The organism is Streptomyces violaceusniger Tu 4113, assembly GCF_000147815.2.
GTDB classification, from domain to species: domain Bacteria; phylum Actinomycetota; class Actinomycetes; order Streptomycetales; family Streptomycetaceae; genus Streptomyces; species Streptomyces violaceusniger_A.
Genome location: NC_015957.1, coordinates 1266723 through 1284190, shown reverse-complemented (window position 1 = coordinate 1284190; position 17468 = coordinate 1266723). Strand labels below are relative to the sequence as shown.

Sequence of the window (17468 nt, the reverse complement as noted above, 5' to 3'; positions counted from 1 at the left end):
TGACATCCCCTGGCGCGACGGCGCACGTCGATGACCGCTGTCCGGGGTCGCGGGCCCCGGGCACCGCAAGCCGCCGAAGGTCGCGGCGACCCTCGGCGCCGCAAGCCGCCGAGAGTCGCGGACGCTCCCCGTCCGCGTCCACCCCTACCGTGCGGGCCATGGAGATCCATCCCTTCCGCATCGCCGTCCCCCAGCCCGAGCTCGACGATCTGCGCCGACGCCTGGAACACACCCGCTGGCCGAAACCGCTCCCGGGCGCCGGCTGGTCCGACGGGACCTCGCTCGACCACGTCCGCGAGCTGGCCGGGTACTGGGCCACCGGGTTCGACTGGCGGGCGCAGGAGGCGCGGCTGAACGCGTTCCCCCAGTTCACGACGGAGATCGACGGGCAGCGGGTGCACTTCCTCCATGTCCGCTCACCCGAGCCGGCTGCCCTGCCGCTGCTGATCACCCATGGCTGGCCCGGTTCGGTCGCGGAGTTCACCGAGGTCATCGGCCCGCTGGCCGATCCACGCGGGCGCGGGGGCGACCCGGCCGACGCCTTCCACGTCGTCATCCCGTCCCTCCCGGGCTTCTCCTTCTCCGCCCCGCCCCGCGAACCCGGCTGGGGCATCCGCCGCATCGCCACCGCGTGGACCGAGCTGATGCGGCGCCTGGGCTACGAGCGCTACGGCACGCAGGGCGGCGACTTCGGCTCGCTGATCTCCCCCGAGGTGGCCCGGGTGGCGCCGTCCCGGGTCGTCGGCGTCCACGTCAACGCGTTGGTGACCGTGGGGTCGGCCGACCCGGCCGGACCGGAGGAGCTGACCCCGGCGGAGCGCTCCCGGCTGGCCGGTGTCGAACGCTGGCACCGCGAGCTGTCCGGCTACGCCGCCATCCAGGGCACCCGCCCCCAGACCCTCTCCTACGGCCTCGCCGACTCGCCCTCCGGGCAACTGGCCTGGAACCTCGACTGGTTCGCCGCCCACGGCGACAAACCGGACGCCCTCGACCGCGACGCGGTCCTCACGAACGTCTCCCTGTACTGGTTCACCAACACGGCGGGCCCCTCCGCCCGCCTCTACAAGGAGGCCGCCTCGGCCTGGGGCACACCCCCCGAGCGCTCCGGCGTCCCCACCGGCGTCGCGGTCTTCCGGGGCGACACCGCGATCCGCCGCCTCGCCGAGCCGCACCACACGATCACCCACTGGTCGGAGTTCGAGGCGGGCGGCCACTTCGCGGCGATGGAGGTCCCGGAACTGCTGGTGGATGACGTACGGACGTTCTTCCGCGACCTGCGCTGACCGGGGCCCGTACCGTCCGTACCGGTGAGCCCTGCTCGGGAGGGGTCCCGAGCACTTCCACTGATGATGGCCGCCCTGTCACCGAGGTGAGAAACCAAGGAAGTCCGCCATGACCCCTGTGCAAGCCGACTGGCTGTCCATCGTGTTCGCTCCCATCGGCGTCATCGCGCTGGTGACCGCCTTCTTCGTACGGCGCTCGGCGTCCCAGAGAGGCGAGTCCATGCCTGCCTGGGGCACGGCCGTGCAGGGTGTGGGGATGGTCCTCGTGATGTGCGTGGCCCTCGTCAACATGGCGTGGGGTACGTGAGGGAAGCCGACACCGCCCCCTGCGGACACCCACGGGCAGCGGTTCATCCGAACGAGCCGCTGGGCAGGCAGGAGGGACGGCCGACCAGCACCCGCGAGGAGAGCCCCATGACCAACTCGCCCTTTCCGGCGGACCAGCGGATCGTCCTGATCGGCGATCCACGCGTCAGGGCGGTCCCGGTACGCGAATGCGGCGAACCGCTGGTCGACTGCCGGGGCCGGCTGCGGGTGGACCCCCGGCGGGCCGACCCCGCGGGACACTTCGCACACCTCCGGGCCGGCGTCGTCGAACGGCTGGAGCGCGCCGAGAAGCTGCTGCCGCACGACTGGCGCTGGCTGCTGGTCGAGGGCTACCGTCCCCCGGCCCTCCAACAGGAGATCTTCGACGGCTACGCGGCCACGCTGCGCCGGCTCGATCCGGACGCCGACGAGGAGCGGATCCAAACGGCCACCAGCCGCTGGTGCGCCCCGGCGGAGACGGCCGGACACGTCGCCGGGGCCGCGATCGATCTGACCGTATGCACCCGCGACGGCGCCGAGATCGACATGGGCAGCCCGGAGGCCGCGACCCCCGAGGAGAGCGCCGGGACCTGCTACACCCACGCCCCCGACCTGCCCGAACGGGCCCGCGAGAACCGGGCGTTGATGATCGAGGCACTGTCCTCGGTCGGCATGGTCAACTACCCCACCGAGTGGTGGCACTGGTCCTACGGCGACCGCTACTGGGCCTGGTCCACGGCCGCGCCTGCGGCCGTCTACGGCCCCGTACCGCAGCCCTGAGCCCCCGGCGACCGACGGGCCCGGTCCGTGTCCGCCCCGAGCAGCCGGTCTTCAGACCTGCTGCACGGCCACCAGCTTGCCTCGGCTGCCGAGCCGGTCGAGCAGATGCCGGATGTCGTCGGGGTCGGAGGTGGCGATCGCCGCCCCTTGCCGTACGGCGAGCACGGCGACGGCTCCGTCCACCGGATCCGACGTTCCTGCCAGAGCCAGCGATTCCCCGATCTCCCGCGCCGCCGTCTCGTCCCATTTGAGCATGGGTCGGGGGTGACGGGCGGCGCGCCATCGCCGGGCGCCGGCCGCCGAAGGGTGGGCGCCGGTGGCGGCGCCCGTGCTCGGAGGCCCGAGGCCCTTGCCGGACTGCCGGACCGCCTCCGGATTGGCAGGGGGGTGGGGTACCCCTCTGAAAAACGCTTGACAAATTAGTTGCGCCAGGTCAAGCACTTTCGGAAGGGGTGCCGGGAGGGGCGCGGCTCACCCTTCGATGCGGTCGAACTCCCCCGCCTTCGCAGCCCGCAGGAACGCGCGCAGCGCGGCCGGGGTCGTGGCTATGACGACCTCCGGGTCGTCGCTCTCGCGGAGGTGAGGGGTGCCGGTGGGGTCGGCGGCGAGTTCGACACAGTTGGGCGCGTCGCCCGTGCTGAAGCTGGACTTCCGCCAGGCAAACGAGGACATGCGGCTCTCTCCTTAGAGAAGCGGGTAGAGGATGTGCTGGATGAGCCCGAGGGAATCCTTCGCCGTGCGAGCTTCCGGCGCAGCCTCAGCATCCACTGGGGGCAGGGCCAGTTCGCTCAGTCTCGCGAACGACTCCCCATATTCGGACAGCGTTTGGCGCTCGTCGAGGAACTGCGCCTTGCCCACCTGGTCGACGAGCACCGTGCCCAATTCCACCACGCCCGGTTCGATCACCATGAACGGGTGGCTGAAGGCCGCGCTTCCCTCGTTGTCGATGGGCACGATCTGGATCGTGACGTTCGGCAAGCGAGACACCTCGATCAGCCGCAGCAGTTGATCACGCATCACCGCGCGACCACCGTAGAGAACGCGCAGCGCCGCCTCGTGGACGATGGCGTGGAACCGAGGAGACCGCTCGCCCGGCAGAACCTTCTGCCGCCGCATCCTGAACTCCACGGCCGCGTCACGCACTTCACTCACAGTCGGCGAGAAGCCGCTGCTGTGCACGGCCGTCGCGTACTCGAAGGTCTGGAGCAACCCCGGGATGAACAGCAGCTCGTAGTTGCGCAGGGCAACGGCTCCGGTCTCCAGCTCGGCCAGGTCGAGGTGGGTCGCACCCAGAGTCGTGCGGTAGTCGCTCCACCATCCGTTCCCGGGTTCCTGCCCCAGAGCCAGCAGAGCGTCAACGGGATACGTATACGTACCACCCAACGCTTCCGTCAGCTTCTGGAGGCGTTCGGCCGACAGGCCAGTGCGGCCCGCCTCGACATTACTGAAGTGCGGCTGACGCATCCCCACCACCTGGGCCGCCTCACCGACAGTCAGCCCCGCAGCCTCACGCAGCCTGCGCACCTCGATGCCGAATCGGCGCTGCCGATACGTGGGATCAGCCCTGAGCCCCATGCGGTTCCCCTCTCTCGTGCGGCGAGTGTTGCGCGATGCACGCGCATGCGTCCACTCCGTAACCCCACTCAATCCGGATCGGTTGAATATATACGCGCCGCATCGCTACCTTACGTATGGCGCCAGTCACACAAGGCACTCAACCGGAGGCTGCCCCATGCGCACGCCCGAAGAGCCCTGGTCCTACGGCCTGTTCATCCCTCACGACCCGCGCGCCGTAGGCGTCGTACGGGCCACCATCCGCCACGTCCTCAGGGCGGCGCGGCTCGACTGCATCGTCGGCACGGCCGAACTGCTCGTATCGGAGCTGGTCACCAACGCGTACCGGAACACCACCACCGACGCGTACGTCAGCATGGACTGGGAGCCCACACCGCCGGACTTCCGGGTCACCGTGTGGGACTCCGGCTGCGGGCTGCCACAGCAGGTGGTGGCGAACGCCGAGGACGAGAGCGGGCGCGGGCTCACGCTCGTCGAGTCGTGCTCCGACACCTGGGGCGTGCGCGACTACACCGACAAGGACACGGGCGTCACCGGCAAGGCCGTATGGTTCACGCTGACCCCGCCGCCACCCGTGATGGGGCAGGCTCAATGAACATTGGCCTGCAACGATCGCCCTATGTGGACGACCTACGGCACACCGGAGGAGACGGCGCCGTGAGCACACAGCCCATAGAGGACTCCCACGACGAGCCGCTGTTCCCCATGCCGCCGCTGACCGAGCAGGCTCTGCGGGTTGCCGTGCGCTCCCTCGACCTCGGCGCGGCCGTCCGATTCGAGGAGGAATTCCACAGCGCCTGGCAGGAGGCGGTGCAGACGGACAGCACCGTCCCCATGCACACTTTCCTCCACCGCTGGGGAGTCTTCGTTGCTCTGCGGCGCCACCCGGATCGGGCTCGACGACTCTACGAGTTGGAGGCGGCCGTCGCCGATGCGCCCAGCATCGAGGACGCCCGGCGCGCCTCGGCCGAGATCGGAGTGCTGTTGGACGCCGCGCGTCGCGAGGTCGCAGCGTGAGCGATTCCGTGCAGCATTGGCCGGAGTCGGACGGGGCCTGAACGACGACGAGGGCCGCCCGGGACGTGGTGATCACGTCCCGGGCGGCCCTCGTCGTTCAACAGCGGCCCGCAAGAGGGCGTCAGGCGTGGACCACGTCCTTCTCCTCCGCGAAGTGGCATGCCGACTCGTGTGCCGCGGGCGAGTCCGATCCGGCGAAGCGCTCCGGGATGGCCAGGAGCGGGATCTCCTTGGCGCACTTGTCCTCGGCCTTCCAGCAGCGGGTGCGGAAGCGGCAGCCGGAGGGCGGGTTGGCCGGGGACGGGACGTCGCCGGTGAGGATGATGCGTTCGCGGCCCTCGCGCGACTGAGGGTCCGGGACCGGGACGGCCGACAGCAGCGCCTGGGTGTAGGGGTGCGTCGGGTGGTCGTAGATCTCGGTGTCGGAGCCGATCTCGGCCATCTTGCCCAGGTACATCACGCCGACCCGGTCGGAGATGTGCCGGACGATGGACAGGTCGTGGGCGATGAAGATGTAGGACAGGTTGAACTCGTCCTGCAGGCCCTCCATCAGGTTGATGACCTGTGCCTGGACGGAGACGTCGAGCGCGGAGACCGGCTCGTCGCAGATGATGATCTCCGGGTTGAGGGCGAGCCCGCGCGCGATGCCGATGCGCTGGCGCTGGCCGCCGGAGAACTGGTGGGGGTAGCGGTTGATGTACTCGGGGTTGAGGCCCACGACGTCCAGGAGTTCCTGGACCTTGCGGCGCCGGTCGCCCTTGGGAGCCACCTCGGGGTGGATCTCGAAGGGCTCCCCGATGATGTCGCCCACCGTCATACGCGGGTTGAGCGAGGTGTACGGGTCCTGGAACACCATCTGGATGTTGCGGCGGACGGCCCGCAGCGCGCGGCCCGACAGCCTGGTGATGTCCTGGCCCTTGTAGAAGACCTCGCCCGCGGTGGCGGTCTCCAGGGTCATCAGCAGCTTGGCGACGGTGGACTTGCCACAGCCGGACTCGCCCACGATGCCGAGCGTCTCGCCCTGGTAGAGGTCGAAGGAGATGCCGTCGACCGCCTTGACCGCGCCGATCTGCCGCTTGAAGAGGATGCCCTGGGTCAGCGGGAAGTGCTTGACCAGATTGCGCACCTGGAGGATCGGCTCGCCGCGGTCGACCTTGGCATCGAGGGCCGCGACCGCCTCGTCCTCGGTGGCGGCGTCGACCGTCTCCACCTCCGTGACGTTGGGGGTCGCGTCCACGGCCGGTTCCGCGGCCGGTTCCATGGCCGCCTCGTTCTTCTCGGTGTCAGCCATGGAGGGTCTCCTTCCAGAAGTGGCACGCGCTGCCGCGGCCCGGCAGCTCCGTGCCGTCCTGCTCGGTGACCGGCACCAGCGCGGGGACGTCCGTACGGCAGATGTCCTCCGCCTTGGGGCAGCGCGGGTTGAAGGCGCAGCCCGAGGGGATCTTGAGCAGGTTGGGCGGCAGCCCCTTGATCGCGTAGAGCTCCTGCCCCTTGCGGTCCAGGCGCGGGATGGAGTCCAGCAGGCCCCGGGTGTAGGGGTGGGCCGGGCGCTTGTAGAGCTCGTACACGGGGGCGGTCTCGACGATCCGGCCCGCGTACATCACGGCGATCTTGTCGGCGACGTCCGCGACCACGCCCAGGTCATGGGTGATCAGGATCAGACCCATGTTGTACTCACGCTGAAGCTCCGCGAGCAGATCCATCACCTGGGCCTGGACGGTGACGTCGAGGGCCGTGGTCGGCTCGTCGGCGATGATCAGGTCGGGCTCCAGCGCGAGCGCCATGGCGATCATGATGCGCTGGCGCATACCGCCGGAGAACTGGTGCGGATAGTCGCTCACCCGCTCCTTGGCCGCCGGGATGCGGACCCGGTCCATCAGCTCGATGGCCTTGGCCTTGGCGTCCTTCTTGGACAGGCCCTGGTGGACCCGGAACATCTCGCCGAGCTGATAGCCGACGGAGAGCACCGGGTTCAGCGAGGAGAGCGCGTCCTGGAAGATCATGGCGATCCTCCGGCCGCGGATCTTCCGGCGCTCCTCCCCCGACATGGTGAGCATGTCCTCGCCGCGGAAGAGGATCTGGCCCTGCGGGATCTTCCCGGGCGGCATGTCGAGGATGCCCATGATCGCCTGGGCGGTCACCGACTTGCCGGAGCCGGACTCGCCGAGGACGGCGAGCGTCTCACCGGCGTCGACGCTGTAGTTCACGCCGTTGACGGCCTTGGCGACACCGTCCCGGGTGTGGAACTCCACATGCAGATCGCGGACTTCCAGCAGTGGGGTGCCGTCGTCGCCTGCACCCTCGCGGACGGCGTCGTCCGCGGTCTTCTCGATGGTGGTCACGTATGCCCTCCTCAGCGCAGCTTGGGGTCGAGGGCGTCGCGCACCGCGTCGCCGAGCGTGATGAATGCGAAGACCGTGAGGCTCAGCATTCCGGCCGGGAAGAGCATCACATGCGGGTTGTCCCGGATGGCGTCCTTGGCCGACGAGATGTCGATGCCCCACGAGATCGTCGGGTCGGCGAGGCCGAGACCCAGGTACGACAGCGTGGCCTCGGCTGAGATGTAGGCGCCGAGCGAGATCGTCGCGACCACGATGGTGGGCGCGAGCGCGTTGGGCAGGACGTGCCGGAACAGGATCCGGTTGGTGCCCGCGCCGAGGGCGCGCGCCGCGGTGACGTAGTCCGCCTGCTTGGCCGTGATCACCGAGCTGCGCATCACCCGGGCGATGGTGGTCCAGCCCAGGAAGGCCAGCGCCGCGATCACCACGTACACCTTGCGCTCGGTGAACGCGTTCAGCACGACCATCGAGCCGAGCAGGAACGGCAGACCGAAGAAGATGTCGACGATGCGGGAGACGATCGAGTCGATCCAGCCGCCGAAGTACCCGGCCAGCATGCCCAGCAGGCCACCGAAGATGGTGACCGAGGCCGTCACCCCGACACCGACCATGATGGAGGCGCGGGTGCCGTAGATGACCCGGGCGTAGATGGAACGGCCCTGCCCGTCGTAGCCGAACCAGTCGGCCTGGAAGAAGTGCGTCAGCTCCGGCTTGGTCAGGAAGTGGTTGGTCAGGTCGCCGTCCTTGGGGTCGGCGCCGGTGAACAAACCGGGGAACAACGCGATGCTGAGCAGCAGCACCAGCAGCACCGCCGAGACCCAGAACAGCGGCCGGTGGCGCAGCTCGAACCAGGCGTCGCCCCACAGCGAGCGCGGCTTGCCCTGGGAGACGGGGCCGGCGGCGGGGGCGGTGTCCACCTCGGTCGGCGGGGCCACGGCGTCGACCGCCGTGTCGACCGCCGTACCGGACTGGGATTTGGTCATGTCAGGCATACCGGATCCTCGGGTCCAGGACCGCGTACAGCAGGTCGACGACTAGGTTGATCAGCAGGATGACGAGGACGAAGATCGTCACCGTGCCGACGATGGTGGTGCCCTCCCGCTGTCCGAGCGCCTTGAAGAGCAGGTTTCCGACGCCCTGGACGTTGAAGATGCCCTCGGTGACCACCGCGCCGCCGATGAGCGCGCCGATGTCGGTGCCGAGGAAGGTGATCACGGGGATCAGCGAGTTGCGCAGCAGGTGGACGCCGATGATGCGGCGGCGCGGCAGGCCCTTGGCGAGCGCGGTGCGCATGTAGTCGGCGCGCAGGTTCTCGGCGAACGTGGTCCGGGTCAGCCGGGCCACATACGCCATGGAGAGCATCGCGAGGACGAAGCCGGGCAGCAGTAGCTGCTCCAGGTTCGTCGAGTCCTGCACGTTCGGTGGCAGCCAGCCGAGCTCGTCGGCGAAGATGAACCGGGCCAGGTAGCCGAGGACGAAGACCGGCATCGAGATGACGATCAGCGTGAAGATCAGGACGCCGGTGTCCACGGCGCGGCCGGCCTTGAGACCGGCCCAGGCACCGAGCCCGATGCCGACGATGATCTCGATGGTGAGGGCCACCGCCGCGAGGCGGAGGGTCACCGGGAAGGCCATCCCCATTTCCTCGGAGACCTCGCGACCGCCGAAGGTCTTGCCGAAGTCTCCCTGGAAGAGGTTGACCATGTAGTCGATGTACTGCCTCCACAGGGGCTGGTCCAGCCCGAACTCATGGCGGAGGGACGCGACCTGCGCGGGGTCCGCGGCCTTGTCTCCCCACATCGCCCGGATTGGGTCACCGGGCAGTACGTGGACCATGAGAAAAATGATCAGAGTAGTCCCGATGAACACCGGGATCATCTGGAGCAGTCGCCTGGCGACGTAGCGCCCCATCATGCCTCCATGCCGTTGGGGGGCGGCGGAGGCCACGTCTCGTCTGCGCCACGCGGGTGGGGGGATGAGCTGCGGGCCTCACGCCTGCGGGCCGGTGCCGCCGCTCCCTGGTGGGAGGAGCGGCGGCACCGGCCGGCGGTCCCGATGATTACTTCTTCTTCACCTGGACGTCGGTGAAGATGGGGTCGCCGTCCTGGCCGTAGGGGATCTTCCCCCGGACCTTGTTGGACTGGCCGCTGTTGACCTTGTAGAACCACAGCGGGATCGCCGGCATGTCCTTGGCGAGGACCTGCTCCGCCTGCTGGTACAGCTTGACGGTCTCATCCAGGGTGGCGGCCTTGTCGGCCTTGTTGGCGAGCTCGTCGAACTGCTTGTTGGCGTAGCCGCTGGTGTTACCGGCCGCCTTGGAGCCGTACAGGTCCCTCATGAAGTTCGAGTTGACCGGGTAGTCGAGCACCCAGCCACCGCGGTACATCGACTTGACCTGGTGCTTGTCACGCGCGTTCAGGTCGGCCTGGAAGTCGGGCTTGGAGTCGCCGACGCAGTCGACGCCGGTGGCCTTGCGGATGCTGTTGCAGACCGCGTCCACCCAGGGCTTGTGGTCCTGGTCGGCGTTGAACTGGATCGAGATCTTGTTGCCCGGGACACCGCCGCCCTCCTTGACGAGGGCCTTGGCCTTGGCCGGGTCGTAGGTGACCTGATCCTTCAGCGCACCGGCCTTGTAGCCGATCACGCCGCGGGCGACAAAGCTGTCGGCCGGGGTGCGGGAGCCGTGCAGCACGGTCTTGGTGATCGTGTCGCGGTCGATCGCCATGGACAGACCCTGGATGACCTTGGGGTCGATGTTCTTGAACTGCTTGGTGTAGAAGGCCGGGACGACCGACTGGACCGCCGAGTACTCCTCGTCGATCGCGCGCTTGCCGAGGTCCGACTTGTAGTTGGTCAGCGCGGTGGTCGGGACCTGCTCGATCCAGTCGAGGTTGTTCGAGCGCAGGTCCGAGTAGGCGGCGTCGGCGGTGGTGTAGTTCTTGAAGTCGATGCCGCCGTTCTTGGCCTTGTTCGGGCCCTGGTAGCCGTCGAACTTCCGGACCTTGATCATCTTCTTGTGGTCCCAGGAGACGAACTTGTAGGGACCGTTGCCGACCGGCTTCTCACCGAAGCCCTTGGGGTCCTTGAAGAACCCGGTGGGCAGCGGGGTCCACACGTCGTAGCCCAGCTTGTAGGCGAAGTACGAGACCGAGCTGTTGAGCTCGATCTTGAACTCGTTGTCGTTGACGACCTTGAGGCCGGACATCTTGTCGGCCTTGGGCTTGCCCTTCTCCGGGTGGACGTCCTCGTAGCCCTTGATGTCCTGGAACCAGCTCGAGTTGGTCTGGTTGTTCGACACGTTGGCCGACCAGTTCCACGAGTCCACGTAGGACTTGGCGGTCACGGCCTCGCCGTTGTGGAACTTCCAGCCCGGCTTGAGCTTGACGGTCCAGACAGAGGAGTCCTTGTTGGGGGTGACCGACTCCGCGTTGACGTAGACCAGCTTGCCGGTGCCCGGCTCGTAGTCCACCAGCCCCGCGAAGATCGTCCGCAGCACGCGGCTGCCCTGACTCTCCTTCGCGTTCGCCGGCTGCAGCGGGTTCTGCGGCTCGCTCAACTGGGCGGTGAGTATCCCGTTCGGGTCCGCCGCCCCCTTGTTCATATCGTTGCTGCCGCTGTCGCTGCCGTTACCACCGCAAGCGGTCGCGGCCAGCGCCACGACCGCTGCCAACGCGACCCACTTGGCGCTCTTGGCACCGCGCATGGGTTTGCCTCCTCAGGAGTCCACTGTCACTACGAGAGGGGGCGCCCGGAGACACGCTGACACCCCTGACAGCGAAAGGGACCGGAACCCCCCAGATGTGCTCGTAGGTCCGCGCTCCCCACAGCGTGTGACCCATTGACCCGAGCTCAATGGACCCCATGATTGAGCACGTCCGGCCCTTAAACCACACCTTATGGGTCTCGCTTTGGTCACAGCATCTACGCGCGGAGCTTCGAAATCCGGACAAAACTGCCCCAGACAGACACACGCGAAACGGACTGTTAACACATCATGCGGAGCCCGGGCTCCGATACCCGGACGCTCAGATCCGGATAACCGCTTGACGGGCACCTTCCTGACATGGCAACAGCCCGGACCCCCGCGGTGGAAGCGGGGGGTCCGGGCCGTTGGCAGCTCACTGACGCACAGGGGGGCGCCTACGCTCCGTGATCGGCTCCGGAGTGCGCATCGGCGCCCGGAGCGGGCCCCGGCGCCCGGGCGTGAGGGTCAGCGCTTGGCGCGGGCGGCGGAGCGGGCGCGCTCCTTCTGGTCCAGCACCACCTTGCGGATCCGCACCGTCTCCGGCGTCACCTCGACGCACTCGTCGTCGCGGCAGAACTCCAGGGACTGCTCGAGCGAGAGCAGCCGCGGCGGGACCAGGGACTCGGTCACATCAGCGGTGGAGGACCGCATGTTGGTGAGCTTCTTCTCCTTGGTGATGTTGACGTCCATGTCGTCGGCGCGGGAGTTCTCGCCGACGATCATGCCCTCGTACACCTCGGTGCCCGGCGAGGTGAAGAGCACGCCGCGCTCCTGGAGGTTGGTCATCGCGAAGGCGGTCACCGCACCCGAGCGGTCGGCCACCAGCGACCCGTTGTTGCGGGTCTTCAGCTCGCCGAACCACGGCTCGTGACCCTCGTGGATGGAGTGCGCGATACCGGTGCCGCGGGTCGCGGTCAGGAACTCGGTACGGAAGCCGATCAGGCCGCGGGAGGGGACGATGAACTCCATGCGGACCCAGCCGGAGCCGTGGTTGGACATGTTGTCCATCCGGCCCTTGCGGGTGCCCATGAGCTGGGTGACCGCGCCCATGTGCTCCTCGGGCACATCGATGGTGATGCGCTCGATCGGCTCGTGGAGCTTGCCCTCGATCTCCCGGGTGACCACCTGCGGCTTGCCGACGGTCAGCTCGAAGCCCTCCCGGCGCATGGTCTCCACCAGGATCGCCAGCGCCAGCTCGCCCCGGCCCTGCACCTCCCAGGCGTCCGGGCGCTCGGTGGGCAGCACGCGCAGCGAGACGTTACCGATCAGCTCGCGCTCGAGCCGGTCCTTGACCAGCCGCGCGGTGACCTTCCGGTCCTTGACGGCCGACTTGTCGGCACCCTTGCCGCCGGGGCCGCGGCCGACCAGCGGGGAGGTGTTGGTGCCGATGGTCATCGAGATCGCGGGCTCGTCCACGGTGATCAGCGGCAGCGCGATCGGGTTCTCCGGGTCGGCCAGGGTCTCGCCGATCATGATGTCCGGGATGCCCGCGACCGCGCAGATGTCACCAGGGCCGGCCACCTCGGCGGGCTTGCGGGTGAGCGCCTCGGTCATCATCAGCTCGGTGATCCGGACGTTGGAGATGGTGCCGTCGCGCTTGATCCACGCGACCGTCTGCCCCTTCTTCAGCTCGCCCTGCTCGACCCGGAGCAGCGCGATACGGCCGAGGAAGTTGTCCGCGTCCAGGTTGGTGACATGGGCCTGGAGCGGTGCGGCCGCGTCGTACTCCGGCGCCGGGACGGTCTCCAGCAGCGCGGAGAAGAACGGCTGGAGGCTGTCGCTGTCGGCCGGGACGGTGCCGTCCTCCGGCTTGGTCAGCGAGGCCACACCGTCACGGGCGCAGGCGTAGACGATCGGGAACTCGATCTGCTCCTCGGTCGCGTCCAGGTCCAGGAAGAGGTCGTACGCCTCGTTGACGACCTCGTCGATCCGGGAGTCCGGGCGGTCCGTCTTGTTGATGCACAGGATCACCGGCAGCTTGGCCTGGAGCGCCTTGCGCAGCACGAAGCGGGTCTGCGGCAGCGGCCCCTCGGAGGCGTCCACCAGCAGGACCACGGCGTCGACCATGGACAGGCCGCGCTCGACCTCACCGCCGAAGTCGGCGTGGCCGGGGGTGTCGATGATGTTGATGGTGACGGGGTCGCCGCCGTCCGCCGGGTGGTACTTCACGGCGGTGTTCTTCGCGAGAATGGTGATGCCCTTCTCGCGCTCCAGGTCGTTGGAGTCCATGACCCGGTCGTCCACGTGCTGGTGGGCGGCGAACGCACCCGCCTGCTTGAGCATGGCGTCGACGAGGGTCGTCTTGCCGTGGTCGACGTGGGCGACGATGGCGACGTTACGAATGTCGTGGCGCGTGGGCATAGAAGCGCGCTTCTCCCGGTTTCGTGGGTGGCGGCGCGCTCCTTGTGCGACGCGCCTTCCGCCGGGCTGATCACGCCTCGGCCTCACCCCCATGGTACGGGGACGGCGCGAAGACGGATGCCGCAGCCCGTCCCGGCCGGGTCTTTCCCCTCCCCGCCCCTTCCCGATACCAGGGGCTTCGCCCCTGGAACCCCCGCCGGGACTCCGCCCCGGACCCCGCTCCTCAAACGCCGGAGGGGCTGGGTTGGCAGGGGCTTCGCCCCTGGTACCCGGGGTCCAGGGGCGAAGCCCTGCCACGCGGCGGAGCCGCATTTCGATGCGGTGGGAGGGTGCGGAGGGGAGCAGCCCGCGGCAGGCGTCAAGATCCGTCGGCCACCCCCTAGCGGCGGAAGCCGATGTCCTGGTAGCGGGGGGTGGCGAAGCCGAAGGCACCCGCGTTGACCAGGTCCTTGCGCATGGCGATCAACTGAGGGCGCTGATAGAGCGGAATCGATCCGGCCGCCGCCCAGATCCGGGCGTCCGCGCGGCTGACCAGGGAGCGGGAGGCGCCGCCGTCCAGCTCGGAGAGCGCCTGGTCGAAGAACTGGTCGATCTGGTCGGTGCCCACCCGGGTGTAGTTCTGCTCGACGACCAGGGAGCCGTCGGCGGCGGGCTGCGGCTTGGCGTAGATGGGGCGGCCGTCGGTGGCCGGGTAGGCGGAGGCGGGCCAGGAGTAGAGGGCCAGGTCGTAGTCGCCGGTGGCGATGTGGTCCCGGAAGTAGCTCTCACCCGGGACCTTGGTGATCTCGGTCCGGACGCCGATCTTCTCCAGCATCCGCGCGATGCGCTCGCCGACCGTGCTCAGCGGGGCGGCGGTCCGGTCGTCGGGGAGGACGAAGCGCAGCACCAGCGGCCGTCCCTTCTTCCGTACGACGGCCGCCTCCCCGAGCCGTCCGGACCGCCCGGCGTCACCGGCCGCGGGGGCGGCGTCGGAGGGGCGCTCGGAGTTCGTGGCGGAGTTCGTGGCGGAGGTGGAGGCGGTGCCGGAGGCGCTCTGGGACGCGCTTCCGGAGGCGCTGTCGGTGGCGGGGTCCGTGCCGGTGGCGCTGTCGCTGGCGAGGTCCGTGCCCGGGGCGCCGTCGGTGGCCGGGTCCGTGGCGGTGGCGGTCGGGGCGCTGTGCCGCCTGCCCCGGTCGTCCGTCTTGCCGTCGAGCGCCTTCTGCCGGCCGGCGTCGCCCGCCCGCCAGCCCGCGTCCGCGAGCAGCGACTGCGCGGCGTTGGTGTCCTTGTCGCCGAGGGCGCCGCTGTGGTCCTTGTAGCCCGGCTGGCCCGCCATGAGCAGATGGTTGCCGAGCGGCTCGGACGGCAGCCCCATCGGCTTCAGCACCAGCTTCGCCAGGGCCTTCCGGTCGATCGCGCGGGCCACCGCGCGGCGCACCCGCTCATCGGCGAGCGGGCCCTTGGTGCCGTTGAGGGCGAGCTGGGTGTAGGCGGAGTCCAGGGCCTTGCGCAGGGTGAACCTGCTCAGCGCCCGGGTCTGCGACCGGTTCTTGTCGGTGTCGTCAGTGTCGCCGGTGGCCTTGTCGGTGTCGCCGGTGGCTCCTCCCTCGGCTCCGGCCGCCTCCCGGCCGCCGGTGGACTGCTCCGGCGCGCCCGCCTTGCCCGGGGCCGAGGAGCCCTGCTTGGTGCCCGCGGCCTGCTTGTCCGGGGCGGTGGCCCGGATGCGCCGGGCGGTGGCCCGGTCCACCTCGGCCAGATCGAGCTGCCCGTCGATCAGGGCCTCGTCGCGCTGGTCGGCCGGCACCGCCTGGAAGACCAGCCGGTTCAGCCGCGCCCGGTCGCCCCACCAGCGGGGGTTGCGGACGAGGGTGACGGAGCCGTCCGAGACCTCGCGCACCATGAAGGGTCCGGCGCCGACCGCGAGCCCCTTGGTGGCCGGTGCGGTGAAGACCGCCGGGTTGCCCATCACGCTCTTCGGGTACAGCGGGGTGAACAGCGAGCGCCAGTCGGTGTACGGCTTGGCGAAGGTGACCTTGACCTCGTGTTCCTTGTCCCCGGGTTCGATCTTGGCGATCCGGTCGTAACCGGCGTTGCGCGCCGTCCCGTACGCCTCGTCGGTGCCGCGCAGCGCCCGCCACTGGGCCTGGAAGTCCTCCGCGCCGATCGGGCGGCCGTCGCTCCACACCGCCTTGGGGTTGAGCTTGTAGACCACGACCTGCTTGGGGTCGGACGAGGTGACGTCGGCGGCGGTCAGATAGTCGCCGTTGCGCTGTGGCCTGCCCCGGGCGTCGAGGGTGTAGAGGGAGGGCAGCACGGCGCCCGCGATCCGCTGGGTGCCCGTGTCCGCGGTCTTCTGAAACGCGTTGAGGGTGGTGGGTGCCGCGTCCAGGGCCCAGTGCAGGGTGCCGGTACCGGCGGTCGCGCTGCGCGGCGCGGAGGCGACGTCCCAGGCGGCGGGTGGCGGCGGGCCGTCGTCGTCCGAGCTGCAGCCGGTCAGTACGGGCAGCGGCAGCATCACCCCCGCGGCGAGCAGCATGGCGCGGCGGCGCTTGGTGAGGGGCATGACTCGTACCTCCGCAGGGTGACGGATATATGCGCATTTGGCATAGTGTGACGCTGATCGCATATAGTCCTCACTCAAAGCGACGGTTCATGGGACAGCACGCCGAGAGGGCCACGGAGACGGCCATGTGGGGAAAGGATCACCCGAGCGGATCAACGCGGCGGGCGCACACTCCGGCGCGCGGCGGCGGAATCGCGCCGGTGGCACCGCCAATCCCGACAGATCCCTTCACAACCACGACCATGGCGAGTAACACTCGCTGTCGCATGAGCGTCGCCAACCGCAACCGCGGAAGTGAGGGCAAGTCATGTCCTTGACCGACGACTTGACGGCCGTCCAGCGCTGTCTCGATGACCTGGTCCGTTCCGTCTCCCGGCTGGAGCAGCGGGTGGGCGCCGGCGGACTGGAGATACGCCGTGTCCGCACCGACGCGGACCACCTCCGCGAGAGCCTCGCCCTCCTGCGCGAGACCGCTCCCGAGGAGCGACCACGCCCCGAGATGGTTCCGGTCCCCGACGCCCCGTACGACAGTGCGCTGTGGTCGGACGTCGACGACGAGGGCCTCGGCGCGCGCGATCGCCACGCGCCCTAGGGACGGCCCGGCGCGCCTCCCGTCGTCGGGGCGCCCCCCATCGTCCCCCCATACCACTCCACCGCGGAGTTCCCTTTGGCCACAGGCACCGACCCCCAAGCCACCACACCCGCGCCCGCGGACCGCGGGACGGCCCCGCACGGCGTGCACGGCGCCTCACGCGCCGCCATTCCCGCCCGTCATCTGCGCAGCGACCGCTGGTGGCTCTCCCCGGCGATCACCGCCGCAGGGCTGTTCGCGTTCATCGTCTACTCCACCTGGCGAGCCTTCGCCGGGGACGACTACTACGCAGAGCCGTATGTCTCCCCCTTCTACTCGCCCTGCGTCGCCCAGAACTGCGTGCCGATGAAGGGCGGTGCCAACTGGGAGATCTTCGGTGCGTGGTGGGGGCTGTCCCCCGCGCTGCTGATCCTGATCTTCCCGCTGGGGTTCCGGCTCACCTGCTACTACTACCGCAAGGCGTATTACCGCGGCTTCTGGGCCTCGCCGCCCGCCTGCGCCGTCGCCGAGCCGCGCGCCAAGTACACCGGCGAGACCCGCTTCCCGCTGGTCCTGCAGAACATCCACCGCTACTTCTTCTACTTCGCGGTGATCGTCGCGGGGATCCTCACCTATGACACCGTGCTCGGCTTCCGGGACGAGCACGGCCGCTGGGGCCATATGGGCCTGGGCACCCTGGTGCTGCTCGCCAACATCGCGCTGATCTGGGCGTACACCCTCTCCTGCCACTCCTGCCGCCATATCGTCGGCGGCCGGATGAAGCACTTCTCCCGGCACCCGGTGCGCTATCGGCTCTGGGGCTGGGTGAGCGGGCTCAACGCCCGCCATATGCAGCTGGCCTGGGCCTCTCTCATCAGCGTCGCCGTCGCGGACTTCTACGTCTATCTGGTGGCGAGCGGTGCCTTCGACGATCCCCGCTTTTTCTAGG

At 69.2% G+C, this 17468-nt stretch carries 17 protein-coding genes; 7 read left to right on the top strand and 10 right to left on the bottom strand.

The annotated features are described in order from the left end of the window. Positions 1 to 158 precede the first annotated feature (158 nt). The 3 genes from STRVI_RS05790 (at position 159) to STRVI_RS05780 (ending at position 2369) form a co-directional block, all read left to right on the top strand. Positions 159 to 1283 carry an epoxide hydrolase family protein gene (locus STRVI_RS05790; RefSeq protein ID WP_014054680.1) on the top strand — a complete coding sequence of 375 codons (1125 nt, stop codon included), beginning with the start codon at positions 159 to 161 and terminating at the stop codon, positions 1281 to 1283. A gap of 109 nt (positions 1284 to 1392) precedes the next feature. Beyond that, a complete protein-coding gene (locus STRVI_RS05785; RefSeq protein WP_014054679.1) occupies positions 1393 to 1590 on the top strand; it encodes a hypothetical protein in 198 nt (65 codons plus the stop codon). 107 nt (positions 1591 to 1697) lie between these two features. After that, positions 1698 to 2369, top strand: a complete 672-nt coding sequence (locus STRVI_RS05780; RefSeq protein WP_014054678.1) for a M15 family metallopeptidase — start codon at positions 1698 to 1700, stop codon at positions 2367 to 2369. 51 nt (positions 2370 to 2420) lie between these two features. Here STRVI_RS05780 and STRVI_RS05775 read toward each other — a convergent pair whose 3' ends face one another. The 3 genes from STRVI_RS05775 to STRVI_RS05765 all read right to left on the bottom strand — a co-directional run bounded on the left by STRVI_RS05775 (position 2421) and on the right by STRVI_RS05765 (position 3944). Continuing rightward, positions 2421 to 2624, bottom strand: coding sequence for a hypothetical protein (locus STRVI_RS05775; RefSeq protein WP_043235451.1), 204 nt, complete (start codon positions 2622 to 2624; stop codon positions 2421 to 2423). A gap of 216 nt (positions 2625 to 2840) precedes the next feature. Next, the gene (locus STRVI_RS05770; protein WP_014054677.1) at positions 2841 to 3041 is read right to left on the bottom strand and encodes a DUF397 domain-containing protein; all 201 of its coding nucleotides are present in this window, start codon (positions 3039 to 3041) and stop codon (positions 2841 to 2843) included. A gap of 12 nt (positions 3042 to 3053) precedes the next feature. Further along, entirely contained in the window at positions 3054 to 3944 is an 891-nt protein-coding gene (locus tag STRVI_RS05765) for a helix-turn-helix domain-containing protein (protein WP_014054676.1), read from the bottom strand. A 157-nt stretch (positions 3945 to 4101) separates the two neighbouring features. On the opposite strand from STRVI_RS05765, the gene STRVI_RS05760 reads away from it, so the two are divergent. After that, the gene (locus STRVI_RS05760; protein WP_014054675.1) at positions 4102 to 4539 is read left to right on the top strand and encodes an ATP-binding protein; all 438 of its coding nucleotides are present in this window, start codon (positions 4102 to 4104) and stop codon (positions 4537 to 4539) included. Between the two features lie 62 nt (positions 4540 to 4601). Beyond that, on the top strand, positions 4602 to 4961 hold the full coding sequence (locus STRVI_RS05755) for a hypothetical protein (RefSeq protein ID WP_014054674.1): 360 nt from the start codon (positions 4602 to 4604) through the stop codon (positions 4959 to 4961). A gap of 121 nt (positions 4962 to 5082) precedes the next feature. Here the strand turns inward: STRVI_RS05755 and STRVI_RS05750 are convergent, their stop codons facing one another. From STRVI_RS05750 to STRVI_RS05720, 7 genes are all read right to left on the bottom strand, one after another. After that, positions 5083 to 6252, bottom strand: coding sequence for an ABC transporter ATP-binding protein (locus tag STRVI_RS05750; protein WP_014054673.1), 1170 nt, complete (start codon positions 6250 to 6252; stop codon positions 5083 to 5085). Beyond that, positions 6245 to 7303: an ABC transporter ATP-binding protein gene (locus STRVI_RS05745; RefSeq protein ID WP_014054672.1), complete on the bottom strand. Its 1059-nt coding sequence runs from the start codon at positions 7301 to 7303 to the stop codon at positions 6245 to 6247. Before STRVI_RS05745 ends, STRVI_RS05750 begins: the two co-directional genes overlap by 8 nt. Before the next feature lie 11 nt (positions 7304 to 7314). Then, positions 7315 to 8292, bottom strand: coding sequence for an ABC transporter permease (locus tag STRVI_RS05740; RefSeq protein WP_014054671.1), 978 nt, complete (start codon positions 8290 to 8292; stop codon positions 7315 to 7317). Next, a complete protein-coding gene (locus STRVI_RS05735) occupies positions 8285 to 9211 on the bottom strand; it encodes an ABC transporter permease (protein ID WP_014054670.1) in 927 nt (308 codons plus the stop codon). Before STRVI_RS05735 ends, STRVI_RS05740 begins: the two co-directional genes overlap by 8 nt. Positions 9212 to 9359: 148 nt before the next feature. After that, positions 9360 to 11003, bottom strand: coding sequence for a peptide ABC transporter substrate-binding protein (locus tag STRVI_RS05730; protein WP_014054669.1), 1644 nt, complete (start codon positions 11001 to 11003; stop codon positions 9360 to 9362). Positions 11004 to 11510: 507 nt separating this feature from the next. Further along, positions 11511 to 13406, bottom strand: a complete 1896-nt coding sequence (gene typA, locus STRVI_RS05725; protein ID WP_014054668.1) for a translational GTPase TypA — start codon at positions 13404 to 13406, stop codon at positions 11511 to 11513. Positions 13407 to 13785: 379 nt separating this feature from the next. Continuing rightward, entirely contained in the window at positions 13786 to 15948 is a 2163-nt protein-coding gene (locus tag STRVI_RS05720) for an ABC transporter family substrate-binding protein (protein WP_014054667.1), read from the bottom strand. 307 nt (positions 15949 to 16255) lie between these two features. Here STRVI_RS05720 and STRVI_RS05715 point away from each other — a divergent pair, with 307 nt between their 5' ends. Next, positions 16256 to 16540, top strand: a complete 285-nt coding sequence (locus STRVI_RS05715) for a hypothetical protein (protein WP_014054666.1) — start codon at positions 16256 to 16258, stop codon at positions 16538 to 16540. 75 nt (positions 16541 to 16615) lie between these two features. Next, positions 16616 to 17467, top strand: coding sequence for a hypothetical protein (locus tag STRVI_RS05710; RefSeq protein WP_014054665.1), 852 nt, complete (start codon positions 16616 to 16618; stop codon positions 17465 to 17467). Position 17468 lies beyond the last annotated feature (1 nt).

Excerpts from the sequence above, each read along its gene's own strand:
- STRVI_RS05790 (WP_014054680.1), top strand. The coding sequence starts at position 159 with ATGGAGATCCATCCCTTCCGCATCGCCGTCCCCCAGCCCGAGCTCGAC.
- STRVI_RS05785 (WP_014054679.1), top strand. The coding sequence starts at position 1,393 with ATGACCCCTGTGCAAGCCGACTGGCTGTCCATCGTGTTCGCTCCCATC.
- STRVI_RS05780 (WP_014054678.1), top strand. The coding sequence starts at position 1,698 with ATGACCAACTCGCCCTTTCCGGCGGACCAGCGGATCGTCCTGATCGGC.
- STRVI_RS05775 (WP_043235451.1), bottom strand. The coding sequence starts at position 2,624 with ATGCTCAAATGGGACGAGACGGCGGCGCGGGAGATCGGGGAATCGCTG.
- STRVI_RS05770 (WP_014054677.1), bottom strand. The coding sequence starts at position 3,041 with ATGTCCTCGTTTGCCTGGCGGAAGTCCAGCTTCAGCACGGGCGACGCG.
- STRVI_RS05765 (WP_014054676.1), bottom strand. The coding sequence starts at position 3,944 with ATGGGGCTCAGGGCTGATCCCACGTATCGGCAGCGCCGATTCGGCATC.
- STRVI_RS05760 (WP_014054675.1), top strand. The coding sequence starts at position 4,102 with ATGCGCACGCCCGAAGAGCCCTGGTCCTACGGCCTGTTCATCCCTCAC.
- STRVI_RS05750 (WP_014054673.1), bottom strand. The coding sequence starts at position 6,252 with ATGGCTGACACCGAGAAGAACGAGGCGGCCATGGAACCGGCCGCGGAA.
- STRVI_RS05740 (WP_014054671.1), bottom strand. The coding sequence starts at position 8,292 with ATGCCTGACATGACCAAATCCCAGTCCGGTACGGCGGTCGACACGGCG.
- STRVI_RS05735 (WP_014054670.1), bottom strand. The coding sequence starts at position 9,211 with ATGGGGCGCTACGTCGCCAGGCGACTGCTCCAGATGATCCCGGTGTTC.
- STRVI_RS05730 (WP_014054669.1), bottom strand. The coding sequence starts at position 11,003 with ATGCGCGGTGCCAAGAGCGCCAAGTGGGTCGCGTTGGCAGCGGTCGTG.
- typA (WP_014054668.1), bottom strand. The coding sequence starts at position 13,406 with ATGCCCACGCGCCACGACATTCGTAACGTCGCCATCGTCGCCCACGTC.
- STRVI_RS05720 (WP_014054667.1), bottom strand. The coding sequence starts at position 15,948 with ATGCCCCTCACCAAGCGCCGCCGCGCCATGCTGCTCGCCGCGGGGGTG.
- STRVI_RS05715 (WP_014054666.1), top strand. The coding sequence starts at position 16,256 with ATGTCCTTGACCGACGACTTGACGGCCGTCCAGCGCTGTCTCGATGAC.